The organism is Corallococcus sp. AS-1-6 (assembly GCF_020037015.1).
Classification (GTDB): domain Bacteria; phylum Myxococcota; class Myxococcia; order Myxococcales; family Myxococcaceae; genus Corallococcus.
In genome coordinates, this window is the sequence record NZ_JAIQDE010000011.1 from 1 (window position 1) to 21,363 (window position 21,363).

At 69.5% G+C, this 21,363-nt stretch carries 15 protein-coding genes; 9 read left to right on the forward strand and 6 right to left on the reverse strand.

What is annotated here, in order from left to right:
• The coding region (locus tag K8612_RS16880) for an IS5 family transposase (RefSeq protein WP_223763033.1) at positions 1 to 450 on the forward strand (450 nt) is incomplete at its 5' end.
• 246 nt (positions 451 to 696) lie between these two features.
• Positions 697 to 1,575: a site-specific DNA-methyltransferase gene (locus tag K8612_RS16885; RefSeq protein WP_014395189.1), complete on the forward strand. Its 879-nt coding sequence runs from the start codon at positions 697 to 699 to the stop codon at positions 1,573 to 1,575.
• A gap of 7 nt (positions 1,576 to 1,582) precedes the next feature.
• Here the strand turns inward: K8612_RS16885 and K8612_RS16890 are convergent, their stop codons facing one another.
• Complete coding sequence (locus K8612_RS16890) at positions 1,583 to 3,337, reverse strand: M1 family metallopeptidase (RefSeq protein ID WP_223744978.1); 1,755 nt, start codon at positions 3,335 to 3,337, stop codon at positions 1,583 to 1,585.
• A 128-nt stretch (positions 3,338 to 3,465) separates the two neighbouring features.
• Between K8612_RS16890 and K8612_RS16895 the strand changes: the two genes are divergently transcribed.
• A complete protein-coding gene (locus K8612_RS16895) occupies positions 3,466 to 5,856 on the forward strand; it encodes a 3-hydroxyacyl-CoA dehydrogenase/enoyl-CoA hydratase family protein (protein WP_223744977.1) in 2,391 nt (796 codons plus the stop codon).
• Positions 5,857 to 5,937: 81 nt separating this feature from the next.
• Complete coding sequence (locus K8612_RS16900) at positions 5,938 to 7,110, forward strand: thiolase family protein (RefSeq protein ID WP_223744976.1); 1,173 nt, start codon at positions 5,938 to 5,940, stop codon at positions 7,108 to 7,110.
• A gap of 52 nt (positions 7,111 to 7,162) precedes the next feature.
• Here K8612_RS16900 and K8612_RS16905 read toward each other — a convergent pair whose 3' ends face one another.
• Positions 7,163 to 9,076 carry a DNA mismatch repair protein MutS gene (locus tag K8612_RS16905; RefSeq protein WP_255653243.1) on the reverse strand — a complete coding sequence of 638 codons (1,914 nt, stop codon included), beginning with the start codon at positions 9,074 to 9,076 and terminating at the stop codon, positions 7,163 to 7,165.
• A gap of 199 nt (positions 9,077 to 9,275) precedes the next feature.
• Between K8612_RS16905 and K8612_RS16910 the strand changes: the two genes are divergently transcribed.
• Positions 9,276 to 10,952 (forward strand): DUF4215 domain-containing protein, encoded by a 1,677-nt coding sequence (locus K8612_RS16910; protein WP_223763034.1) that lies wholly within the window; start codon positions 9,276 to 9,278, stop codon positions 10,950 to 10,952.
• An 82-nt stretch (positions 10,953 to 11,034) separates the two neighbouring features.
• Positions 11,035 to 11,937, forward strand: a complete 903-nt coding sequence (locus K8612_RS16915) for a hypothetical protein (RefSeq protein ID WP_223763035.1) — start codon at positions 11,035 to 11,037, stop codon at positions 11,935 to 11,937.
• Between the two features lie 80 nt (positions 11,938 to 12,017).
• Here the strand turns inward: K8612_RS16915 and mrpC are convergent, their stop codons facing one another.
• From mrpC to K8612_RS16930, 3 genes are all read right to left on the reverse strand, one after another.
• Complete coding sequence (mrpC, locus tag K8612_RS16920) at positions 12,018 to 12,764, reverse strand: Crp/Fnr family transcriptional regulator MrpC (protein WP_014395195.1); 747 nt, start codon at positions 12,762 to 12,764, stop codon at positions 12,018 to 12,020.
• 265 nt (positions 12,765 to 13,029) lie between these two features.
• Positions 13,030 to 14,499 carry a sigma-54 dependent transcriptional regulator gene (locus tag K8612_RS16925; RefSeq protein WP_223744972.1) on the reverse strand — a complete coding sequence of 490 codons (1,470 nt, stop codon included), beginning with the start codon at positions 14,497 to 14,499 and terminating at the stop codon, positions 13,030 to 13,032.
• Positions 14,500 to 14,506: 7 nt separating this feature from the next.
• Complete coding sequence (locus K8612_RS16930) at positions 14,507 to 15,493, reverse strand: sensor histidine kinase KdpD (RefSeq protein WP_223744971.1); 987 nt, start codon at positions 15,491 to 15,493, stop codon at positions 14,507 to 14,509.
• A gap of 77 nt (positions 15,494 to 15,570) precedes the next feature.
• Between K8612_RS16930 and K8612_RS16935 the strand changes: the two genes are divergently transcribed.
• From K8612_RS16935 to K8612_RS39250, 3 genes are all read left to right on the forward strand, one after another.
• Positions 15,571 to 18,420 (forward strand): fused MFS/spermidine synthase, encoded by a 2,850-nt coding sequence (locus K8612_RS16935; RefSeq protein WP_223763036.1) that lies wholly within the window; start codon positions 15,571 to 15,573, stop codon positions 18,418 to 18,420.
• Between the two features lie 173 nt (positions 18,421 to 18,593).
• Positions 18,594 to 18,857, forward strand: a complete 264-nt coding sequence (locus K8612_RS16940) for a hypothetical protein (protein ID WP_223744970.1) — start codon at positions 18,594 to 18,596, stop codon at positions 18,855 to 18,857.
• Between the two features lie 136 nt (positions 18,858 to 18,993).
• A complete protein-coding gene (locus K8612_RS39250) occupies positions 18,994 to 19,875 on the forward strand; it encodes a cupin domain-containing protein (RefSeq protein ID WP_306799664.1) in 882 nt (293 codons plus the stop codon).
• Here the strand turns inward: K8612_RS39250 and K8612_RS16950 are convergent.
• A complete protein-coding gene (locus K8612_RS16950; RefSeq protein ID WP_223763037.1) occupies positions 19,842 to 21,350 on the reverse strand; it encodes a hypothetical protein in 1,509 nt (502 codons plus the stop codon). The genes K8612_RS39250 and K8612_RS16950 overlap by 34 nt on opposite strands.
• Positions 21,351 to 21,363: the final 13 nt, after the last annotated feature.

A 21,363-nucleotide genomic window follows, 5' to 3' on the forward strand; every position in this document is an offset into this window, starting at 1 on the left:
GGACGCCTCGGGTGCAAAAGGGGGGGCCGATGCAATGCTCTGGGCCGTTCTCGAGGAGGCTTTTCTTCCAAGGTCCACGCTCTCTGCACCACCCAGGGCCAGCCGCTCGAAGTGACGCTGACGCCCGGGCAGCGCGGCGACGTCACTGAAGCCGAGCACCTCATTCAGTATGCGCACGGCAAGGCGCTCATCGCCGACGCCGGCTATGACGCCGACCACCTCGTGCAGGCCGTCCGCAAGCGCGGCATGAGGCCTGTCATCGCGATGAATCCAACGCGCAAGCACCACCGGCGCCGCAACTGCCGCGCTCTCTACCGGCTGCGCATCCAGGTGGAGTGCATGTTCCACCGTCTCAAGCGTTTCCGCGCCGTGGCCACCCGCTACGAGAAGACCGCCACCAACTACCTGGCGGTCCTCCATCTGGCCTGCATGATGCTCTGGCTTAATTAGGGACACCCCCTAGTCCTTCCCGCTCCACAGCATCCGCAGCACCCCACGAGCAGGGTCGTGGAGGGCCTCGAAAGACAGAGGCGCTCCCGCCCTGCTCGCGGTGTTTCAGCTTCCGGCGCTCGTCAAATTTCCGCCCGCGTTTTCGGTGCTACAGCCAATTACAGGCCAGAAATTCGACGTAGCAGCCAACTGACCGCACAGTCCGCCGCGTCCCAGAAAGACGTCTGTCCCAAAGACGGAGGCGTGATGTTCGCGGAAGCTGCTGCCCCTGCCCTGAAGATTGTCCGACGCTCCCAGAACGACAGCGTCTTCGCGAAGCGCGGGGAGGCCTACACGCTGCTGCAGGGCGACAGCCTGGAGCTGATGGCCCAACTGCCCGAGCAGTCCTTCGACCTCATCTTCGCGGACCCGCCGTACTTCCTCTCCAACGGCGGCACCACCTGCAAGGGCGGCAAGCGCGTCTCCGTGGCGAAGGGCCAGTGGGACGTGTCCCGCGGGGTGGAGGAGGACCACGCCTTCACCACGAAGTGGCTCGCCGCCTGCCAGCGCCTCCTGCGCCCCACCGGCACGCTGTGGGTGAGCGGCACGCAGCACGTCATCTTCAACGCCGGCTTCGCCATGCAGAAGCTGGGCTACAAGCTGCTCAACACCGTCACCTGGTACAAGCCCAACGCGAGCCCCAACCTGGCGTGCCGCTACTTCACGCACTCCACGGAGCTGCTCATCTGGGCCTCGCCGTCCTCCGGCGGCAAGCTGAAGCACGTCTTCAACTACCAGCGCATGAAGGCGGAGAACGGCGGCAAGCAGATGCGCGACGTGTGGAACCTGCCGCGCAACGGTGACGAGGAGCTCACCGCCGACGGCGCCGGCCGCATGTGGACGCAGACGGCCCCGCGCGGCGAGGAGAAGGCCTTCGGCAGCCACCCCACCCAGAAGCCGGTGGCCCTGCTGGAGCGCATCCTGGAGGCGAGCTGCCCGGAGAACTCGCTCATCCTGGACCCCTTCAACGGCAGCGGCACCACCGGCGTGGCCGCCCTGAAGCACGGCCACCGCTACGTGGGCATCGACATGAACCCGGAGTACCTGGCCCTGTCCAAGAAGCGCCTGGACGCGGCCCTCAAGTAGTCCCGGCTCAGGCGCGGGCGAGGATGAGCTCGACTCCCTGCCGCGCGATGGGGTGGTACCTCGCCCCGTTCTTCTCGAACGCCGCGCGCGCCACCTTGCGGTGGTCGCGCGACGAGGCGAGCACGCTGTAGAGCGGCTTCAGGTACTTCATCCGGCCCACCTCGCCGAGGAACTCCTCGGCCCGGCCGAGCGGAGCATCGAAGCCCGCGCGCAGCGCCGCCACCAGCCACGCCACCAGCACCTCCGAGTTGCGGCTGCCCGTGAGCGAGTACCTCGCGTCCAGCTCCCGGAAGACGTCCTGGGCCGTGTCCGCCGGCATGGACTCCAGGAAGAGCTGCCACTCCGTGGGCGTCCAGTCCTTCGTGTCCTGCTTCGAAGGCACCGTCCCGCGCAGCTTCTCCAGCGCCTCCAGCCGCGCGGAGGTGGGCCGGGGCGCGCTTGGCGGCACGCCGGGCCGGTTCAGGTACGCGTCCGCGTCCACCTTCGCCAGGGCCCCCGGCAGCTCTGCTTCCGTGAAGCGGACGAACTCCTCCGTGGTGAGCGCCTGGAAGCGGTACTTCGCCAGGTAGCGGCGCAGGAAGCCGTCGAAGGTGGGGCGGCCCACCGCGTCCTCCAGCGCGCGCAGGAGCAGGTAGCCCTTCTCGTAGGGGATCTGGGAGAAGGCCTCGTCCGGGTCCACGCCGGACAGGTGCGTGCGCAGCGCGGTGAGCTGCGGGTGCGCGCGGAAGTGGTGCAGCGCTTCATCCAGCGAGCGGCGCCCCAGGGCCGCGTGCAGCGCCGCGACCTCCGGCCCCGCCAGCGCCTCCAGGATGCGCCGCTCCGCGAAGACGGTGAAGCCTTCGTTCAGCCAGAAGTGCTCCGCGGACGCGTTCGTCACCAGGTTGCCCGTCCACGAGTGCGCCAGCTCGTGCGCCACCACGTTCACCAGGCTCTTGTCCCCCGCGATGAGCGTGGGCGTGAGGAACGTCAGGCGCGGGTTCTCCATGCCGCCATAGGGGAACGACGGCGGCATCAGCAACAGGTCGAAGCGCTCCCAGTCGTACGGCCCGAAGAGCGACTCCGCGGCCTTGAGCATGTCGTCCACGCCCGCGAACTCGTCCGCCGCGTCCTCCAGCAGCTCCGGCTCCGCCCACACCCGCGAGCGCGGCCCCAGCTCCTTGGACGTGAGGCTGCCCACCGCGAACGCCAGCAGGTACGGGGGCACCGGCTGCGGCATCTCGTAGTGCTCCTCCGCCTCCACGCCGTGCTCTTCACGCGCCACGAACGACGCCGCCATCACGGACTTGAGCTGCTTGGGCACCCGCAGGGACGCGCGGTAGCGGATGCGGATGCGCGGCGTGTCCTGCAGCGGCACCACGCTGCGCGCGTGGATGGCCTGGCACTGGCTGAACAGGAACGGCTGCTGCCCACCCGCCGTCTGCGACGGCGTCAGCCACTGCAGCGCGCTCGCCTCCGGCGACGTCCGGTAGCGCACCGTCACCTGCTTCACCCCCGAGGGCAGCTCGATCCGCAGCCGGCTTCCAAGAATCGGTTCAGGAGGGGAGAGGATGTAGGGCAAGGGGCGACCCTGGGCATCCACCACGCCCCGGATGTCCAGGTCGCGGGTGTCCAGGTCGAGGGGGCCCGCTGACGCCTCCTTGAGCGTCAGGGTGGCCTCCGCGTGCAGGCGGCGCGTCCGGAAATCGACGCGGGCCTTCCAGTCCAGCGTTTCGGTCTCAGGCTGCGTGCTGTCGTTGTACGAGTGCGGGTCGAGGCGAGCCATGGGGCCCGACTTGTAGTCGGGGAGCCGACCTCCTGGCGAGCACACCCGACGGCAATGCCGGTTGACTTCCGGGTCAATCGCCTACATTTGTGCAGTCCCCTACTTCCTTTCATGGGAGCCGATTTCCGATGACGACCCGGATCCGAAAAGTGGCGGTGCTTGGCGCTGGCGTGATGGGCAGCGGCATCGCCGCGCATCTGGCCAACTCCGGCGTGCGCGCCCTGTTGCTGGACATCGTTCCGCCCCAGGCCGCTCCGGGCGAGGACACCGCTTCCAAGGCGTTCCGCAACAAGTTCTCGCAGGGCGCCATCGCGAACCTGCGCAAGGCGAAGCCCAGCCCCATCGTGTCCGAGCAGGTGCTCGCGGCCATCGAAGTGGGCAACCTGGAGGACGACCTCGCGCGCCTGGGCGAGTGCGATTGGATCATCGAGGTGGTGAAGGAGGACCTGGCCGTCAAGCAGGCCCTGTTCGCCAAGGTGGAGAAGCACGCCCGCAAGGACGCCATCATCTCCTCCAACACCTCCGGCCTCTCCATCGTGGGGATGACGGAAGGCCGCGGCGCGGACTTCAAGAAGAACTTCCTCGTCACGCACTTCTTCAACCCCGTGCGCTACATGAAGCTCCTGGAGCTCGTGGCGGGCCAGGAGACGAACCCGGAGGTCGTGAAGGCCATCCACAAGTTCGGTGAAGAGGTCCTGGGCAAGGGCATCGTCTACGGCAAGGACACCACCAACTTCATCGCGAACCGCATCGGCGTGTACGGGATGATGCGGACCATCTCCGAGATGCAGAAGTCGGAGATGACCATCGAAGAGGTGGACAAGATCTTCGGTCCGGCCATGGGCCGCCCCAAGTCCGCCGTGTTCCGCACCGCGGACATCGTGGGCCTGGACACGTTCACCCACGTGGCGAAGAACTGCTACGACACGCTGACGCACGACGAAGAGCGCGACGTCTTCGCCGCCCCGGACTTCCTCCAGAAGATGGTGGAGAAGAAGATGCTGGGCGACAAGAGCGGCGGCGGCTTCTACAAGAAGGACCGCTCCTCCGGCGGCAAGGACATCCTCGCGCTGGACCTGAAGACGCTGGAGTACCGGCCGCAGGCGAAGGTGCGCTTCGACTCGCTGGGCGCCGCGAAGGACATTGAGAACGTCAAGGAGCGCGTGGCGTCCGTGATGAACGCGGACGACAAGGCCGGCAAGTTCGCCGAGCGCGTCACCCTGGACGTGCTGGCGTACTCCAGCCGCCGCATCCCGGAGATCGCGGACGACCTGGTCAACGTGGACCGCGGCGTGCGCTGGGGCTTCGGCTGGGACCTGGGGCCCTTCGAGGTCTGGGACGCCTACGGTGTCCAGAAGGGCGTGGAGCGCATGAAGGCGCTGGGCCTCAAGCCCGCCGCCTGGGTGGAGGAGATGCTGGCCAAGGGCCGCACGTCCTTCTACGGCGTGCAGGACGGCCGCGACACCTACTGGGACATCCCGTCCAAGTCCGTGAAGCCGGTGGCGGAGAACGCGCGCACCTTCCGCGTGGAGTACCTGAAGCGCGGCAACAAGAAGATCACCGGCAACGACAGCGCGTCGCTGTGGGACATGGGCGACGGCGTCACGCTCTTGGAGTTCCACTCCAAGATGAACTCCATCGACGATGAGATCATCGCGATGATGAACACCGCGCTGGACGAGACGGAGAAGAACTTCAAGGGCCTCGTGATTGGCAACGACGGCTCCAACTTCTCCGCCGGCGCGAACATCATGGCCATGCTGATGGCGGCCAAGAGCGAGGACTTCGACTCCATCCGCAAGATGGCGTCCGCGTTCCAGGCGGCCAACCAGCGCATGCGCTACAGCCCCGTGCCCGTCGTGACGGCGCCCTTCAACCTCACGCTGGGCGGCGGCGCGGAGGTCACCATGGGTGGCAACGCGGTGCAGGCCAGCGCGGAGCTGTACATGGGCCTCGTGGAAGTGGGCGTGGGCCTCATCCCGGGCGGCGGCGGCACCATGATGCTGCTGCGCAACGTGTTCGGCACCTACGCGGCGGACAAGGACTTCGACGCGCTGCCCTTCCTCAAGAAGGTGTTCCTCGCCATCGGCATGGCGAAGGTCGCGACGAGCGCGGAAGAGGCCCGCGAGATGGGCTTCCTGTCGCAGCAGGACGGCATCACGGGCAACCGCGACTTCCTACTGTCGGACGCGAAGTCGCGCGTGCTGGGCCTGGCCAACGGCGGCTTCCGCCCGCCGCGTCCCACGCGCTTCCGGCTGCCGGGCCCCAACGGCGCGGCCACCATCGACATGATGCTGTACGACATGCAGCTCAACAATCAGATCAGCGCCCACGACCGGAAGATCGCCCAGAAGCTGGCGCGCGTGCTGTCCGGTGGTGACACCAGCCCGTCCGTGCTGGTGACGGAAGAGAAGCTGCTGGAGCTGGAGATGGAAGCGTTCCTGAGCCTCATCGGCGAGGAGAAGACCCAGGACCGCATGATGTTCATGCTCGAGAAGGGCAAGCCGCTGCGCAACTAGCGCGAGGCGTTTACCCAATGGTTTTCCAGACGCGAATTCCGAAGCACGCCCGGACGGTGTCCGGGCAGGGAGACATCTAAAATGTCCGGTCGAGTCGTGATTGCCAGCGCGGTGCGCACCCCCTTCACCCGCGCCCACAAGGGAGAGTTCAAGGACACGCGGCCGGATACGCTCGCGGCCCTTGCCATCAAGGAGGCCGTCGCCCAGGTCCCCGGCCTGAAGCCGGCGGACGTGGAGGACGTCATCATGGGCTGTGCCATGCCGGAGGCGGAGCAGGGCATGAACGTCGCCCGCAACGCGAGCCTGCTCGCCGGCCTGCCCGACACCGTTCCGGGCCTGACCATCAACCGCTTCTGTTCTTCCGGCGTGCAGTCGGTGGCGCAGGCGGCGCAGGGCATCAAGTCCGGCATGCTCCAGGTGGCCGTGGCCGGTGGCACCGAGTCCATGACCATGGTGCCCATGGGCGGCAACAAGGTCTCCGCCAACCCGGAGATCATGCAGAAGCTGCCGGAGGTCTACACCTCCATGGGCGCGACGGCGGAGAACATCGCCTCCCGCTACAACGTCACCCGTGAGGACGCGGACAAGTTCGCCGCCGAGTCCCAGCGCCGCGCGGCCACCGCCCGCGAGCAGGGGAAGTTCAAGGAGGAGATCTTCCCCGTCACCACCACGATGTTCGACGAGGACGGCAACCAGAAGCAGGTGACCGTCACGGTGGACACCATCCTGCGCCCGGAGACGACGGTGGAGGGCCTGGCCAAGCTGCGCCCGGCCTTCAACGCCAAGGGCGTGGTGACGGCGGGCAACGCGTCGCCGCTGACGGACGGCGCGGCGGCCGCGGTGGTGATGAGCGAGGAGAAGGCGAAGGAGCTCAACGTCAAGCCGCTGGGCTACTTCGTGGACTACGTGGTCGCCGGCGTGCCGCCCGAAATCATGGGCGTGGGCCCGGTGCCCGCCATCCGCAAGCTGCTGGAGCGCAACAAGCTGAAGATTGAGGACATCAGCGTCTTCGAGCTCAACGAGGCCTTCGCGGCGCAGGCGCTGCACTGCATCCGCGAGCTGGGCATCCCCCAGGACAAGGTGAACCCGAACGGCGGCGCCATCGCCCTGGGTCACCCGCTGGGCGTGTCCGGTGCGCGCATGGTGGCCACCATCCTGCGCGAGCTGAAGCGCCGGGACGGCCGCTACGGCGTGGTGAGCATGTGCATTGGCGGCGGCATGGGTGCCGCGGCGCTGGTGGAGCTGGCGAAGTAATCCGCTTCCCGTTCGCGCCCCCTGTCGGTTGAAGGGGGCGCGGAGGGGACTGTCAGGAGGCCGGGGCGTCCGGGTCGTTCACCGGGACGCCCGCCAGGCGCAGCACCCGCAGCGCGTTGGTGGTGTCCACCACCCCCTGCCGGAGCCGGTAGTCGAACACCATCTTCCCGTCCTCCAGGTGGTCGCGGAAGTGGACGTTCACCACGTGCGAGCCCGGCTCGTCCGCGAGCACCGCCAGGGACAGGTCGTGCGTCGTCACCGCGCCACACGCGCCGGAGGCGAGCAGCAGCCGCAGCACCTCGCGCGAGGCAATCTGGCGCTCGCGGGTGTTGGTGCCCAGCAGGATCTCGTCCAGCAGGAAGAGGGCCTGACCCTTCGCCGCCGCCGCCGCGTCCAGGACCATCTTCAGCCGCAGCACCTCCGCGTGGAAGTACGACACGCCGCGCTCCAGCGAGTCCTTCACGCGCATGCTGGTGAGCACCTGCACGGGGGACAGCCGGAACGACGCCGCGGACACCGGCGCGCCCGCCAGCGCCAGCACCACGTTCGCGCCCAGCGCGCGCATCAGCGTCGTCTTGCCGCTCATGTTGGAGCCGGTGATGAGGAGCGCGTGGCGCGGGCCGGGCAGGGACACGTCGTTGGGCACGGGCGCGTCCAGCAGCGGGTGGCCCAGCGCGGTGGCCTCCACGCTGGGGCCCTGGGCCTGCAACTGGGGCCAGGTGAAGCCAGGGCGGTCATGGGCCAGGCCTCCCAGGCAGCAGAGGGCCTCCAGCTCCGCGAGCCCCTCGAACCACTGGCGCACGTCGCGGCCGTGGGCGGCGCGCCAGCTCTCCAGCGCGAAGAGGGCGTGGATGTCCCAGAGCGTGAGCCAGTGCACCAGGGGGTGGAACTGGTGCCGCTTGAACTCGATGAGCGAGTACAGCCGGCTGAAGCGCTGGAACAGCACGGACACTGGCGGGCCACCCTGTGCCCTCAGGCCGGACTGGAGCTGCTTGAGGCGCGGGTGCTCGAAGGGCTGCTTCTCCACGCGCTCGAAGAGGGACGCGTAGCGCACGAAGCCGCGCTCGCCGCGCTCCACGGCTTCGTCCATCTGCCGCAGCGTGCGGCGCGTGGCCACGGCGATGCCCAACTGCGCGAGCAGCCCGACCCAGACGACGCTGTCGGGAATCACGCCGACCGTGCCCAGGATGAACAGGGTGAGCGTCACCAGGGGCAGCACGATGGCCAGGGGCCGGGCCCAGCGGATGGCGTCCAGGGAAGGGCCGGCCTCCGCCCATTGGATGAAGAGGGCCGGGTCCGCCTTGTCCTTCGCCACCACGCGGGCGTCCACGCAGAGGTCCTGGCGGAAGTCCACGCGCGGGGCCAGCTCTTGCGCGGCGCCCTGGCGGGTCACCACCGTCTCCGCGGTGGCGGGAGCGGACAGCCACGCGGCCAGCCGCTCCTCGCCCGCGCGCGTCGCCGTCTCGTTGATGAGCTGGAAGAGGCTGCCCTGGCCAAAGACATCCAGGTCCGTGGCGTAGAGGTGGTTGGGGGAGAGGAACCGCTCCCCCGTCTCCGTGAAGGCGTGCCAGCCGCCCTCCAGCCGCGCCAGGCCGCGCTCGTTGAGCAGCACGAAGAGGCGCGCGCGCTGCTCCTTGAGGAACACCTGGTGGTGCAGCACCGCCAGCACGCCATAGACGGCGAGCGCCCCGGCCGCCGCCCACCACCAGGGCTTGGGCAGCCGGCCCATCAGCGTCAGCGCGGCGATGACGAGCGCCGTGACGAAGGCTACGGTGCGCAGGTTGGCGTACCTCGCGCTGACACGGTCCAGCTCCGTGAGGTCCGCCTGCGCGGCGGCGCGGCGGTCGGTGTACGTGCGATGCGGGCTCTGGGCTTCGGTCGGGACGGGCACGATGGTCGCGCATGCTGTGCGGCCCCCCGTCCGAGGGCAAGCGCTCAACGCGCTCCCGGTGCGGGCCGACAACATTTCTTCTCGGTGGAATCGCGAGGAGGCGAACGGGCGCGGACGGTGCTCCTTGCCCCGGCGCCGTCCTGGCCCGGCGCTGGCGGGAGCGTCACGGGTCGCATTCTGGATGAGATGGTTTGGGAGGGGGCCCGTGGCGCCACAAAGGCTCACGTCCGTGGCGATTGACTCGCGCAAGTCACCGGGTCAGAAACCGCCGACTATGTCTACCCATGGCGCGCCCCTCCGGCTCGTGAGCGCTTTGCTCCTGTCTGTGTCGCTCGTGTTGTCTGCCTGTGGCAAGGATGACTCGTCCGGCCCGGACGGTGGCCCGTCGACGGGCCAGCAGGATGCCTCCACCGCGGACAGCGGCATGGATTCGGGGACCGACCCTGTCGCTGACTCCGGGACGGATGCGGGGACGGACGCCGACGCGGGAGTGGAGGCGGGGACGGAGGCCGACGCGGGGACGGAGGCCGACGCGGGGACGGAGGCCGACGCGGGGACGGAGGCCGACGCGGGAGTGGATGCGGGGACGGAGGCTGACGCCGGAACCGGGGTTTGTGGCGATGGCCGGGTGGACGGCACCGAGTCCTGCGATGACAGCAACACGGCGAGCGGCGACGGGTGCTCCGCCAGTTGCGCCGTGGAGCCCGGGTGGCAGTGCCCGGCATCCGGCGGCGCTTGCGGCACGGTGTGCGGTGACGCCATCCTCGCCGGTGACGAGCAGTGCGACGACGGCAACAGCGTCGGCAACGATGGCTGCGGCGCCTCGTGCCACCTGGAGCCGGGCTACAAGTGCCCCGTCGCCGGCCAGCGCTGTGTCACGACCACCTGTGGCGACGGTGCGGCCGAGGGCACCGAGCAATGCGACGACGGCAACAACGACCTGGGCGATGGCTGCACGCCGCTGTGCACGCTCGAGCCTCGCTGCTCCAACGGAGTCTGTCAGGGCATCTGTGGCGACGGCGAACTGCTGGCGAACAGCACGACCGAGCAGTGCGACGACGGCAACACGCGAGCGAACGACGGCTGCTCTCCGACCTGCCAGCTCGAGCCGGGGTTCGCCTGCACCGTGGTCGTGTCGCCCCGTCCGGAGCTGCTGACCCTGCCCATCGTCTACCGCGACTTTCGCGGGTACGACGTGCCGGCCTCCGGGGGCCTGCCGCGCGGGCACATCGACTTCGAGAACGCATCCGGCTCGGAGACGGGCATCGTGGCCGACACGCTGGATGCTCGGGGCAAGCCTGTCTATGCGAAGGAAGGCATGAACTCCGCCACCACCCATGGCCGGACGGCGTTTGATCAATGGTTCCGGGACGCGCCGGGCGTGAACAAGACCGTCGTCAAGCGCCTGGACCTCCCCCGTGGGTCGGGCAACTCGTACCGGTTCAGCTCCCAGGCCTTCTTCCCGCTGGATGACGCGGGCTGGGTGGCCTCCGGTCAGGAACCCCTCCGTGCGGATGCCAGCAGCCCCAGCGTGCTTCGCAACTTCAGCTTCACCAGCGAGACGCGCTACTGGTTCGAATACCGTGGCACCGAGGTGCTCTCCTTCACCGGAGATGACGATGTCTGGGTATTCATCAACCGCCGCCTCGTGCTTGACCTGGGCGGGGTCCATGGCCCTGCCACTGGCAGCGTCACCCTGTCGCAGCGGGCCAGCGCGCTGGGCCTCACGCTGGGGGGCATCTACGAACTCGTGGTGTTCCAGGCCGAGCGCCACACGACCGGTTCCTCCTACCAGCTCACGCTCGACAGTTTCATCTATCCCCACAGCCACACCCAATGCGCACGCCTCTGCGGCAATCACGTCGTGGACGTGGGCGAGGAGTGCGACGACGGCAACACCCAGAACGGAGATGGGTGCAGCGCCACCTGTAAGCTCGAGCTGGGGAGTTGACTCCCGGTGGGCCCCCGGGATTTGAATGCGGCACGTGAGGGACGGTCGGGCCGGCCGTGTCTCACCGAGGGGGCTTCACCCCATGTCGTTACCCAAGGTCGTGCTGGGCGGAGGGCTCCTCGCGAGCCTTCTCGCCGCGCCTCAAGCCGAGGCGCGCTTCGGCAAGCGCTCGGACTCCCACGAAACGTCGAAGCCCGTCCACGAGGCGACCGCCATCGGCTCGGACAGGGACGGCGATCCGAAGAAGGACGACGAGAACAAGAACCGCTCGTCCAAGACGACGACCGTGTCCTCCACGGATGACCGCTTCGAGTTCAACTCGAGCGCGTCCAGCGACGTGGGCGCCGCGCTCGTGGGCGCCCTCATCGAGCTGATGTTCCGCGGAATGGGGGAGGCCATCGGCAGCCTGGGCACCCACCACGGCCAGGACATCAACAATCCGGATGCGCCTCCCGAGCGCAACTCGCTGCGGCACGCCGTCCCGTTCTCCTTTCGCGCGGGGCTGCTGGTGTCACCCCTCCGGGGCGGCACGGGCCTGGATTTCGACGCCGGCTGGGACGCCCGCCAATTCGGCGTGGACCTGCGCGTCTCCCGGTTGGTGGGCACCTGGGAAGGCGCGACCTCCCGCGACGCGCGCACCCTGGGGCAGATGCACGTGACCTACTCCCCGCTCGTCCGGGAGGAGCTCCGCCTGCGCGTGGAGGCCGGCGTCGCCACCCTGGATGCACCCGGGGCCCTCTACGTGGCCCCCAGCCTGGGCGCGTCCGTGGACGCGTGCCTCCTGGGCCCCCTGGACGTGGAGGGGCGCCTGCAGATGACGCCCGGTCCCTACCAGCAGTTGGACGCGCGCGCGGGGCTGGCGCTGCACCTGGGCGGCTTCATGCTGCGCGGCGGGGTGCGCTACCTCCTCCTGGACTCCGAGGTGACCCCGCTGGGGCTGGCCCTCGGCTTCACCCCTGAGTTCGGCCTAGGCTTCGTGTTCTGACGCTGGAAACACCACGGGCCCGGCCGCGGAGTGCTCTTCCGCGGACAGGCCCGTTGGACGTCCCGAAGGGACGGTGGGGATTACTTCTCCTTGGAGGCCAGCTTGCGCAGGGCCTTCTGGTCACGCACGCAGAGGATGCGGCCGACGTTGCCGAGCACGCCCTCGCGCTTCATCTCGTTGATGAGCGTGGACACGAAGGAGCGCGAGGCGCCCACCAGGTCCGCCAGGTCCTGCTGGGTGATGCCGCGCAGGTCCGTCTCACCGCCGTGCGGGCAGCGCTCGCCGTGCGCCTCCACCAGCGTGAGCAGGGTGTCCGCCAGCCGGGCCGGGACCTCCTTGAAGGTCAGGCCCAGCACGCGCTTGCGCAGCGAGCGCACGCGGTCCGCGTAGGCGCGCACCACGTCCACCGCCAGGGCCGGACGGGCCTCCAACTGGGCGCGGAAGTCACGGCCCTCGATGCTCCACACCTCGGCCTCGCCCGCCGCCACGGCCATCTCCTCGATGGGCGTGCCTTCCGGGCGGAACAGCTCGCCGAACAGGTCGCCCGGGCGCAGGATGGACACCACCGAGCGGGTGCTGTTCTTCCCAATGCGCATCAGGCGCACGCGGCCGGACTTCAGCAGGTACACGCGGTCCGACGTGTCGCCGGGGCGGTAGATGGTCGAGTTGTGCGGGAAGGACTCGACCTTGAAGTACCCCTTGAAGTCGATGGCCTCCTGGCCGGGGACCAGCTTGTTCGCGGTCACCATCATGCCGGAGGACGTCGCCTGCAGCGGCGCCACGACGTTGGAACCGATGGGGCCGAGGGGGCGATTGAAGCCGTGCATGGGAGTCTCCTGGAAAGACGGAAAGGGATGGGGAAGGTTGGTCGCTGCTGCTGCTGCGGACGGACCTTGCCCTTTCCAAGAGGCGTGCCATGAGCACTTGAACTATTCCCAGGGGAACAGTTCGAGGAATGCCGGGTACTTAGCGCTACACCCCGGTGCGGCCCCCCCCACTGTGTCCAAAACCTGAAACAGAACGTTCAAACAGTCTGATCAGTTTGAACGAAACGTTCAAGCGCCACACCGGTTTGTCCGGGCTGGGACAGTGTCAGGAAGCATCCTTCACCGGATAAGGGTGAACCTGTGGACCATGCCCCTGTGCGAGACCGAACTTTTGAAGCTTTCGTTCAAGGGTTGGGCGGCTGATGCCCAGGATCTGACACGTGCGGCCCTTGTGGCCCTTGGTGACGGCCATGGCGCGGGCAATGAGCTGCCGTTCGGCCTCTTCCAGGGTGGGGATGAGGCTCACGTCGTCCACGGCGGGGGCGGCGAACATGCTGCTCGCGGCGCCCGGGACTCCCCCGCGCTGGGCGTCCAGGGGGCCCGAGGGGGGCGCTTCCAGGGGGGGCAGGTCGTCCCCCCGGAGCACGTCACCGGGCGCGAGCACCACGGCGCGGGTGAGGACGTTCTCCAGCTCGCGCACGTTGCCGCGCCAGGGCAGCAGGGTGAGGCGCTCCATCACCTCGTGGGGCACGCGGGTGACGCGCTTGTGCACCTTCTCGTTGATGCGCTCCAGCAGGTGCTTCACCAGCAGGGAGATGTCCTCGCGGCGCTCGCGCAGGGGCGGGATGAAGAGGGTGATGACCTTGAGGCGCTGGTAGAGGTCCTCGCGGAAGCGGCCCTGGGCCACCTCGTCCGCGAGGTTCCGGTGGGTGGCGGCGATGACGCGGGCGCGCAGCTTCACGCGCTTGACGCCGCCCACGCGCTCGAACTCGCGCTCCTGGAGCACGCGCAGCAGCTTCGCCTGGAGCATCAGCGACATGTCGCCAATCTCATCCAGGAACACGGTGCCGTCCTCGGCCAGCTCGAACTTGCCGGGCTTGCCGGACACCGCGCCGGTGAAGGCGCCCTTCTCGTGGCCGAACAGCTCGCTCTCCAGGAGCGTGTCCACGATGGCCGAACAGTTGATGCCGATGAAGGGGCGGGGCTCGTCGTAGGAGTAGTTGTGGATGACGCGGGCGATGAGCTCCTTGCCGGTGCCGCTCTCGCCGTTGATCAGCACCGTCGCGGTGCTGCCCGTCACCTTGCCAATCTCCTTCACCAACTGCTGCATGGAGGGGCTGGTGCCCACGATGTCGCCCAGGCGGACGACGGCGTTCTCGCGGTGGACCTCGTCCGCGCGGCGCGACAACTGGCGGTACTCCAGCGCGCGCTCCACCACGAGGTCCAGGGCGGCCGGATCCGGGAAGGGCTTGTGGATGTAGTCGAACGCACCGGCCTTCATGGCCCGGATGGTCGTCTCCATGTCGTGGTAGGCGGTGACGAGGATGATGCGCGCGTCGCCGCACAGGGTCTTCATCTCCTCGATGATTTCCAGGCCCGTGCGGTCCGGGAGCATCATGTCCAGGATGACCACGCTGGGCATGTTCTCCTGGGCGGCCTTGAGGCCCGCGGCGGCGCTGGTGGCCGTCACCACCTGGTAGCGCGGCTGCCCGTCGTCCTGCTCGATCTCCTCGAAGTGCATCGTGAGGGTTTCGAGCAGCGACACGTCATCGTCGACGATGAGGAGGGTCTCCATGGGGGCCTCAGGCGGCGAACGTCAGCGTGAACACCATCCCCGGTTCCGAGCTCCCCTGGGCCGCCACGTCGCCCCCCACGCCCGTCATCACCCGCCGCAAGGCAGCCAGGGACAGCCCCGCGCCCCGCGCCAGCCGCGAGCCGAAGGGGTCGAACAGCGTGCCCCGCTCTTCCGGAGGCAGGGCCGCGGCCGGATCATCCAGGATGAGGCTGACGTGGCTGGGGTCGTCCTTGCGCAGCGTCACCTGGACACGGCCTTCTTCCGGGAGGCCCATGGCCACGTTGAGCAGGACTTGAGCGAGCACGGGTCTCAGCCGGTTGGGATCCACCCGCACGCGGGGCAGGTCCGCCTCTTCCTTCACATCCACCTCGATGCGGCGCTCGGCCAGTTCCGGGGCCACCATGGCGGTCGCCTCCTGGACGACCGACCGCAGGGCGTGGGCGTCCAGGTTCGCGGCGCTCTCGCGGCCGTACTCGGAGAGCAGCCAGAGCATGCGCTCCATGGTCCGGATTTCGCGGTTGGCGATGGTGAGCCGCCGCTTGTCCCGGTCCGACAGGCCGGTGTTCCGGGCCAGCGTCTGCACCGCCATCTTCACGGAGGAGAGCGGGTTGCGGATCTCATGGCTGAGCGACGAGGACAGCTTGGAGATCTGCACCGGCGGGGCGCCCTCCAGCACGGCGCCCAGGTCGAGCACGCCCGCGGCGGCCTCGTCGCCGTCCATGCCCAGCACGAGCCGCAGGTGGGTGGGGGGCGGGGTGCCGCCGGGGCCTCCCGCGGAGACGGTGACGAACTCCACCGCGCGGCGGTCCTCGCGCGCGCGCGCATCCAGCTCGCGGGCGCGCTCCTGGGGAACGCCGAGCGCGGTGTGCAGGGGCATGCCCACGAGCGCCTTGGCGTCGCGGCGCAGCACCTGGGCGCAGTCACCGTCGGCGCGTGTCACCCGGAGGTGGGGGGACCAGGCGAGCTGCGCGGCTTGCAGGAGATGGGCGTTCATTGGTGGACCTGAAACATACCGGGTAACGTCGAGCGCTGTCCTTTATGACCAGCACCGCCCGTCCTCCGAAGAACCTTGTGGCCGCCCTTCTGTTCCTGTCCGGGGCCACGGCGCTCGTCTACGAGCTGGTCTGGTCCAAATACCTGGGGAACGTGCTGGGCAACAGCGGTCAGGCGCACGCCGTCGTGCTGGCCACGTTCATGGGGGGCCTGGCGCTGGGGGCGTTTGTCTTCGGGCGGACAGCGGACCGGGTGAAGAACCCCCTGGCGCTCTACGGCGTGCTGGAGCTGGGCGTGGGGCTGTACGCGCTGGCGTTCCCGTACGTCCTGGGTGCGCTGGAACACCTGTGGCTGTCACTGGCACCCCACGTGCCGGAGGGCCTGCGGGTGGCGCCGCGCCTGCTCGTGTCCTCGCTGTCCCTGGTGGTGCCCACGCTGCTGATGGGCGGCACGCTGCCGGCGTTGGTGCGCCACTTCGCGGCGAGCCTCGCCGGGGTGCGCAAGGAGCTGGCGCGGCTGTATGCCATCAACAGCCTGGGCGCGGCGGTGGGCGTCTACGTGGCGGGCACGCGGCTGGTGCCGCTGGTGGGCCTGTCCGCGTCCGCGAAGCTGGCCGCGGGCATCAACGTGCTGCTCGCGCTGGCGGCGCTGGCGCTGGCCCGGCGGCACCCTCCGGCGGTGTCGGTGGGGGCGGCGGCGGCCGCGGCGGACGTGGCCTATCCCCGGCGGGCGGTGCGGGCGGCGCTCGTGGGCGTGATGCTGTCGGGCTTCACGTCGATGCTGTACCAGGTGACGTGGATCCGCCTGCTGTCCATCGTGCTGGGGGCGTCCACGTATGCCTTCACGCTCATCCTGACGGCGTTCATCCTGGGCATCGGCCTGGGCAGCTTCTGGCTGATGACGCGCAAGGAGGGCGGGGACTCGCTGAAGCTGTATGGCTGGACGCAGGTGGGGCTGGTGTTGAGCCTCTGCGTGGCGCTGCCTTTGTACGTGCGGCTGCCGCACCTGTTCCGCTGGTCGGAGTGGATGCTCACGCGCGCGGTGGAGACGTGGCCCGTGTTCCAGGGCATCACCTTCGCGTTCTGCTGCGCGGTGCTGCTGGTGCCCACGTTCATCATGGGCGTGGCGTTCCCGGCGGCGGCGCGCGTGGCCACGGCGAAGGTGTCCGAGGTGGGGCGCCAGTTGGGCGGCGTGTACCTGTGGAACACGGCGGGCACGCTCTCCGGCTCCGTGCTGGGCGGGCTGGTGCTGATGCCCTTCTGGGGCATGCAGGGCAACTTCATCGCCGGGGCGGTGGCGAACCTCCTCTCCGCGGGGCTGGCGTTCCACGCGCTGTCCACGCCGGGGGAAGGGGAGGGCGCGAACGCGGCGCCCGCGTGGCGGAGGCTCTTGCCGGTGGGCGTGACGGCGGTGCTGGCGGTGGGGGTGCTGGGGAGCATGCACGGCTGGCCGCAGCGGCTGTCCAACATCGCGGCGATCCGCGCGCACCAGAAGCCGCCGGACAGCTACGCGAAGCTGGTGGAGGGCACGGAGAAGGCCATCGTCCCGCGCTTCTACGCGGACGACACCTTCGCCACGGTGATGGTGGGGGACCTGCCCAGCGAGGACCTCCGCTTCATGAAGATCAACGGGAAGACGGACGCGTCGAACGGCAGCGACATCGAGACGCAGGTGATGGCGGGTCACCTGGGCGTGCTGTTGCACCCGCGCGACCCGAAGAACGTGCTCGTCATCGGCTCGGGCGCGGCCATCACCACGGGCAGCGTGCTGGCGCACCCGGTGGAGCGCCTGGACATGGTGGAGATCTCCCCGGCGGTCATCGACGCGGCGCGCCTGTTCAAGGAGGACAACCGCAACGCGGTGGATGATCCGCGCACGCACGTGCACATCGACGACGCGAAGACGTTCATGGCGCTGGCGCCCCTCCGGTATGATCTCATCGTCAGCGTGCCCTCCAACCCCTGGGTGTCCGGCGTGTCCGGCCTCTTCACGCGCGACTTCTTCCAACTGGTGGACAAGCACCTGACGGACGACGGCGTGATGGTGCAGTGGATCCACACCTACGAGAGCAACCGCGAGCTGGTGCGGCTGGTGATCCGCACGCTGCAGGACACCTTCCCGCACGCCACGACGTGGCTGGGCCCGGAGGACCTGGTGATGGTGGCCAGCCGCAAGCCGCTGTCGTTCGACGCGGCGGCGGTGGCCGCGCGCATGGCCCGGCCGGACGTGAAGGCGGACCTGGCGCGGGTGGAGATCCACGACCTGTTCGGCCTGCTGTCCAAGCAGGTGCACACGGAGGCCGGGCAGAAGGCGTTCGCGGGCGAGGGGCCCATCAACACGGACGACCACAACCTCCTGGAGTACGCGTCGCCGGTGGCGTTCTTCCTGGCGGACCTGGACGTGCGCGTGAACGACGAGCGCCGGTCGCCGGAGATGGGGCCGGGGCTGCTGCTGCACCAGTACCTGCGCGAGCATCCGCCCACCGCCGAGCAGGCCGCAGGGCTGTACCGCAACGTGCAGCGCTACCACGCGGACAAGGATCCGACGGTCCGGGGCGTGGCGGCGCTGTGGCGCTCGCTGGCGCCGGAGGATCCCGCGTCGGCGCTCGCGCTGGGCCGGGCGGTGCTGGCGCAGGGGGACCTGACCCTGGCGGCGTCGCTGTTGGAGCCGGAGGTGGAGCGGGGCGGCCGTTCCCCGGAGCTGGTGACGGAGTACCTGAAGCTGGTGACGGCGCGGACCTGGGCGTCGCGCACGGTGTGGACGCCGGTGAACGCGGACGGGGCGCTGGCGGTGGGGCGGGAGGTGGCGGCGCGCTACCCCCAGGACGCGAGGCTGCAGAAGGCGTTCAAGGCCTACTGCGAGGCCCTGCCTCCGGACGCCTGCGGGAGGCCCGCGCGGATGCCCACGGCGGCGCCCGGTGAGCCCTGAAACAGGGGGGATGAAACCTTGAGAGGGGCTAGACCCGCGATATTCCTTGATCCGGCCCCCCATCCTCCCGTTGACGGATGGAGGCGCTTGCCCGCCCGTTGTACTGTCTGTATCGACCCTGACTTCCCGCAGGGTGTGTCTCTCCACCGCTGCAACGACCCCCGGAGTTTCCCATGAACGCGATCGCGAAGGCCCCGAAGAAGCAGTTCCGCAAGAACCGTGGTCAGGGCATGACCGAGTACATCATCATCGTTGCCCTCATCGCGATCGCCGCCATCGGCGTGATCACCCTGTTCGGTGACAACATCCGCAAGCTGTTCGGCGCCTCCGCGGCGGCCCTGGCCGGTGAGGACAACGTGGCCAACGACGGCCAGCTCTCCAACGACCAGCTCAACAAGAAGACCATGAAGTCCTTCGGCCAGAACAACACCTACTGAGCCGCTTCTCTGGCTTCGTCCGGGAGGTGCTGGCCCCGCGAGGGTGTCGGTGGTGTCCCGGTGAATGGCAGGTCCCTCCAACTGGAAGGGCCTGCCATTCGTGTTTCAGGAGGCTGAAGCTGGCATCGTGCGCGCCATGACCGTGTCGTCACCGGAGGTTGTCGCCGGGCTGCGCCGCCGGCTCTGGGTCTACCGGATGCTGGTGGTGGGGCTGTGTGTCGCGTTGCTCGGGTTGCTCCTGGGGCTCCGGCGCGCGCTGACCCCGCTGCCTCCGCCCGACGTGGAGGTGATCGACGTCCGCGAGCGGATGGCGGCCCTGGAGAAGGCGCGGCCGGGCGCCTCGGATGTCTCGGAGACGTACTTCGCGTCGGACACCTCCAGCGTGCACCAGCACCTGATGGGGCGGGGCCAGACATGCCCCCTGCACATCCACCGCGCGCCCTTCGAGGCCACCATCATCGTCTCGGGCGAGGCGCACGTGTGGCAGGTCTGGGGCGAGGAGGGGCGGCGGATGGAGCGGCGCGGGGTCCACGGGCCGGGCTGGCTCGTGGCCTCGCCCCCCTTCACGGGGCACGAGTGGCGCAACCCCGATGAGGGCCGGGCGCTGAGCAACCTGGTCTTCACCGTGCCGGGCTTCGACGGGAACCTCTACGTCTCCGCGGAGGACGCGCGGCTGCTGCGCGGCACGGCGCCCTTTGCCCAGGAGCCGCGCGAGGCCCTCGCGGGGCTGCGGAAGCGGGGCGTGAAGCAGGAGGAGACGCCGCTGCCGGTGCTCCAGGGGCGCATGTCGCGCGTGCTGCTGGAGGGTGGGACGTGGGCGGTGAAGGCGACGCCCGGCGCGCCGGTGGTGGCCTACGTGGCGGCGGGACGGGGCATCGCGGAAGTGGCGGAGGCCCGTCCCCTGCACGAGGGCCAGCTCTGGGTGCTGCGCCGGGATGCCCGGGTGCGCTCGGAGGAGGGCTCGCCGGTGGCGCTGTATGTGTTTCACCCGCCGCCGGAAGCGGTCGCGGGGCGCTGAGGCGTTCCGGGGACCATGGGCGTGCGCTCCCGGGCCCAGAGGACCCAGCCGTTCGCCTTCGTCAGCTCGCGCCAGCCGCCTCGTGCCCGGAGGTGATCCAGCAGGAGGTTGCCCGGGTTCTGCGTGTCCCAGACGACGTAGTCGGGATCATAGGCATCCAGCGCCTCTTCCCAGCCGGGCTCGGACCACACGAGCCGCTCATAGGCCTGGTGGATGGCGGCGGGGAACGGATCATTCCGGCTGTCGATGTAGACCTTGTACGGGGCGCCCGCGAAGTAGGAGATGGGGCCGCCCATGATGAAGCGGTTGAGCACGCGGCCCGGGGGCTGTTGGCTCAGCGTCTGGAGCACGGGCAGGGGAATGCCGGGGTGCGTGCCCTTCTCAACGGGACGGGGCGCGCTCGCGTTCAGCGCGAACAGGCCGGCCAGCAGGACGGTGGGCCACAGCGCCAGGGACGTGCCGGTGCTCCAGGTGGCGAGGGGGCGCTCCAGCCAGGACAGGTAGCGGGGGAGGGCGGGTGCGTCGCTTGTGCGCGCGTGCTCCACCAGGGTGAGGGCGAGGAGCACGGAGGCGAACGGCGCGTGGCGCTGCACCTTCAGCGCCGCGATGCCCAGCACCAGCGTGGGCAGGAGGGCCGCGGCGCGCCGCAAGCGGGCCCGGCCGATGACGAAGAGGCACGCACCGAAGAGGAGGAGGTAGGCCCAGCTCCATCCCAGGTCCAGGTCCAGCGGGCGCCACTCGTTGATGTGCTGGGTGGACGCGAGCAGCGAGTGCTGGAGCGGATACAGGTAGATGCGGGGCCCGTCCGGCGACAGGCCCGCGACGAGGAACATCGCGAGCGCCGCCGCGAGCGCGGCCCCACAGCGCCGCAGCGACGCGGGCGTGCGGTCGTCCAGGGCCGTGCCCATCGCGGTGGACGCGAGCAGCGCCGGGCCCAAGAGCCAACTGCCATGCAGGTTGGCCCAGGCGAGTCCCAGGAGCGGAAAGGCCCAGAGCACCCGGTCCTTTCCCTGTCGCCACGCCTGGACGCCCAGGGCGGCGAGGGCGAACAGCAGGTGCCCCAGATGGAAGGGGCGCTCCTGGATCCAGGTGGAGGCCTGGACGCCCGAGATCAATCCCAGACAGGCGAGGACGAGGAGGTGGGAGGGGTGTGCGTCCGCGCGCCGCAGGGCGATCCAGAGCAGGAGCACGTTGGCCGCCACGAGCGCTGCGACGAGGAGCGCTGGACCGGCGGCGCCCAGGACCTTGATGAGCAGGACGCAGAGCACGCCGAAGCCCCACTCGTGGGGGACCCAGCCCGCGGTGCCCGTGACGCTGAAGGGGTCCACGCGGTTGAAGCCGTGCTCCAGCACATAGCGGCCCCCCGCCAGGTGGAAGAACAGGTCGTAGTTGCGAAGGGGGAGGAACCCCAGCCAGAGGATGAGCCCCAGCGTGAACAGGGCCACGGGGGCGGGCAGGAGGGCGCGGAGCCGCATGACGTTCGGTGGG

Excerpts from the sequence above, each read along its gene's own strand:
- K8612_RS16900 (WP_223744976.1), top strand. The coding sequence starts at position 5,938 with ATGTCCGGTCGAGTCGTGATTGCCAGCGCGGTGCGCACCCCCTTCACC.
- K8612_RS16885 (WP_014395189.1), top strand. The coding sequence starts at position 697 with ATGTTCGCGGAAGCTGCTGCCCCTGCCCTGAAGATTGTCCGACGCTCC.
- K8612_RS39250 (WP_306799664.1), top strand. The coding sequence starts at position 18,994 with ATGACCGTGTCGTCACCGGAGGTTGTCGCCGGGCTGCGCCGCCGGCTC.
- K8612_RS16940 (WP_223744970.1), top strand. The coding sequence starts at position 18,594 with ATGAACGCGATCGCGAAGGCCCCGAAGAAGCAGTTCCGCAAGAACCGT.
- mrpC (WP_014395195.1), bottom strand. The coding sequence starts at position 12,764 with ATGCACGGCTTCAATCGCCCCCTCGGCCCCATCGGTTCCAACGTCGTG.
- K8612_RS16925 (WP_223744972.1), bottom strand. The coding sequence starts at position 14,499 with ATGGAGACCCTCCTCATCGTCGACGATGACGTGTCGCTGCTCGAAACC.
- K8612_RS16950 (WP_223763037.1), bottom strand. The coding sequence starts at position 21,350 with ATGCGGCTCCGCGCCCTCCTGCCCGCCCCCGTGGCCCTGTTCACGCTG.
- K8612_RS16915 (WP_223763035.1), top strand. The coding sequence starts at position 11,035 with ATGTCGTTACCCAAGGTCGTGCTGGGCGGAGGGCTCCTCGCGAGCCTT.
- K8612_RS16890 (WP_223744978.1), bottom strand. The coding sequence starts at position 3,337 with ATGGCTCGCCTCGACCCGCACTCGTACAACGACAGCACGCAGCCTGAG.
- K8612_RS16895 (WP_223744977.1), top strand. The coding sequence starts at position 3,466 with ATGACGACCCGGATCCGAAAAGTGGCGGTGCTTGGCGCTGGCGTGATG.
- K8612_RS16910 (WP_223763034.1), top strand. The coding sequence starts at position 9,276 with ATGTCTACCCATGGCGCGCCCCTCCGGCTCGTGAGCGCTTTGCTCCTG.
- K8612_RS16905 (WP_255653243.1), bottom strand. The coding sequence starts at position 9,076 with ATGTTGTCGGCCCGCACCGGGAGCGCGTTGAGCGCTTGCCCTCGGACG.
- K8612_RS16930 (WP_223744971.1), bottom strand. The coding sequence starts at position 15,493 with ATGAACGCCCATCTCCTGCAAGCCGCGCAGCTCGCCTGGTCCCCCCAC.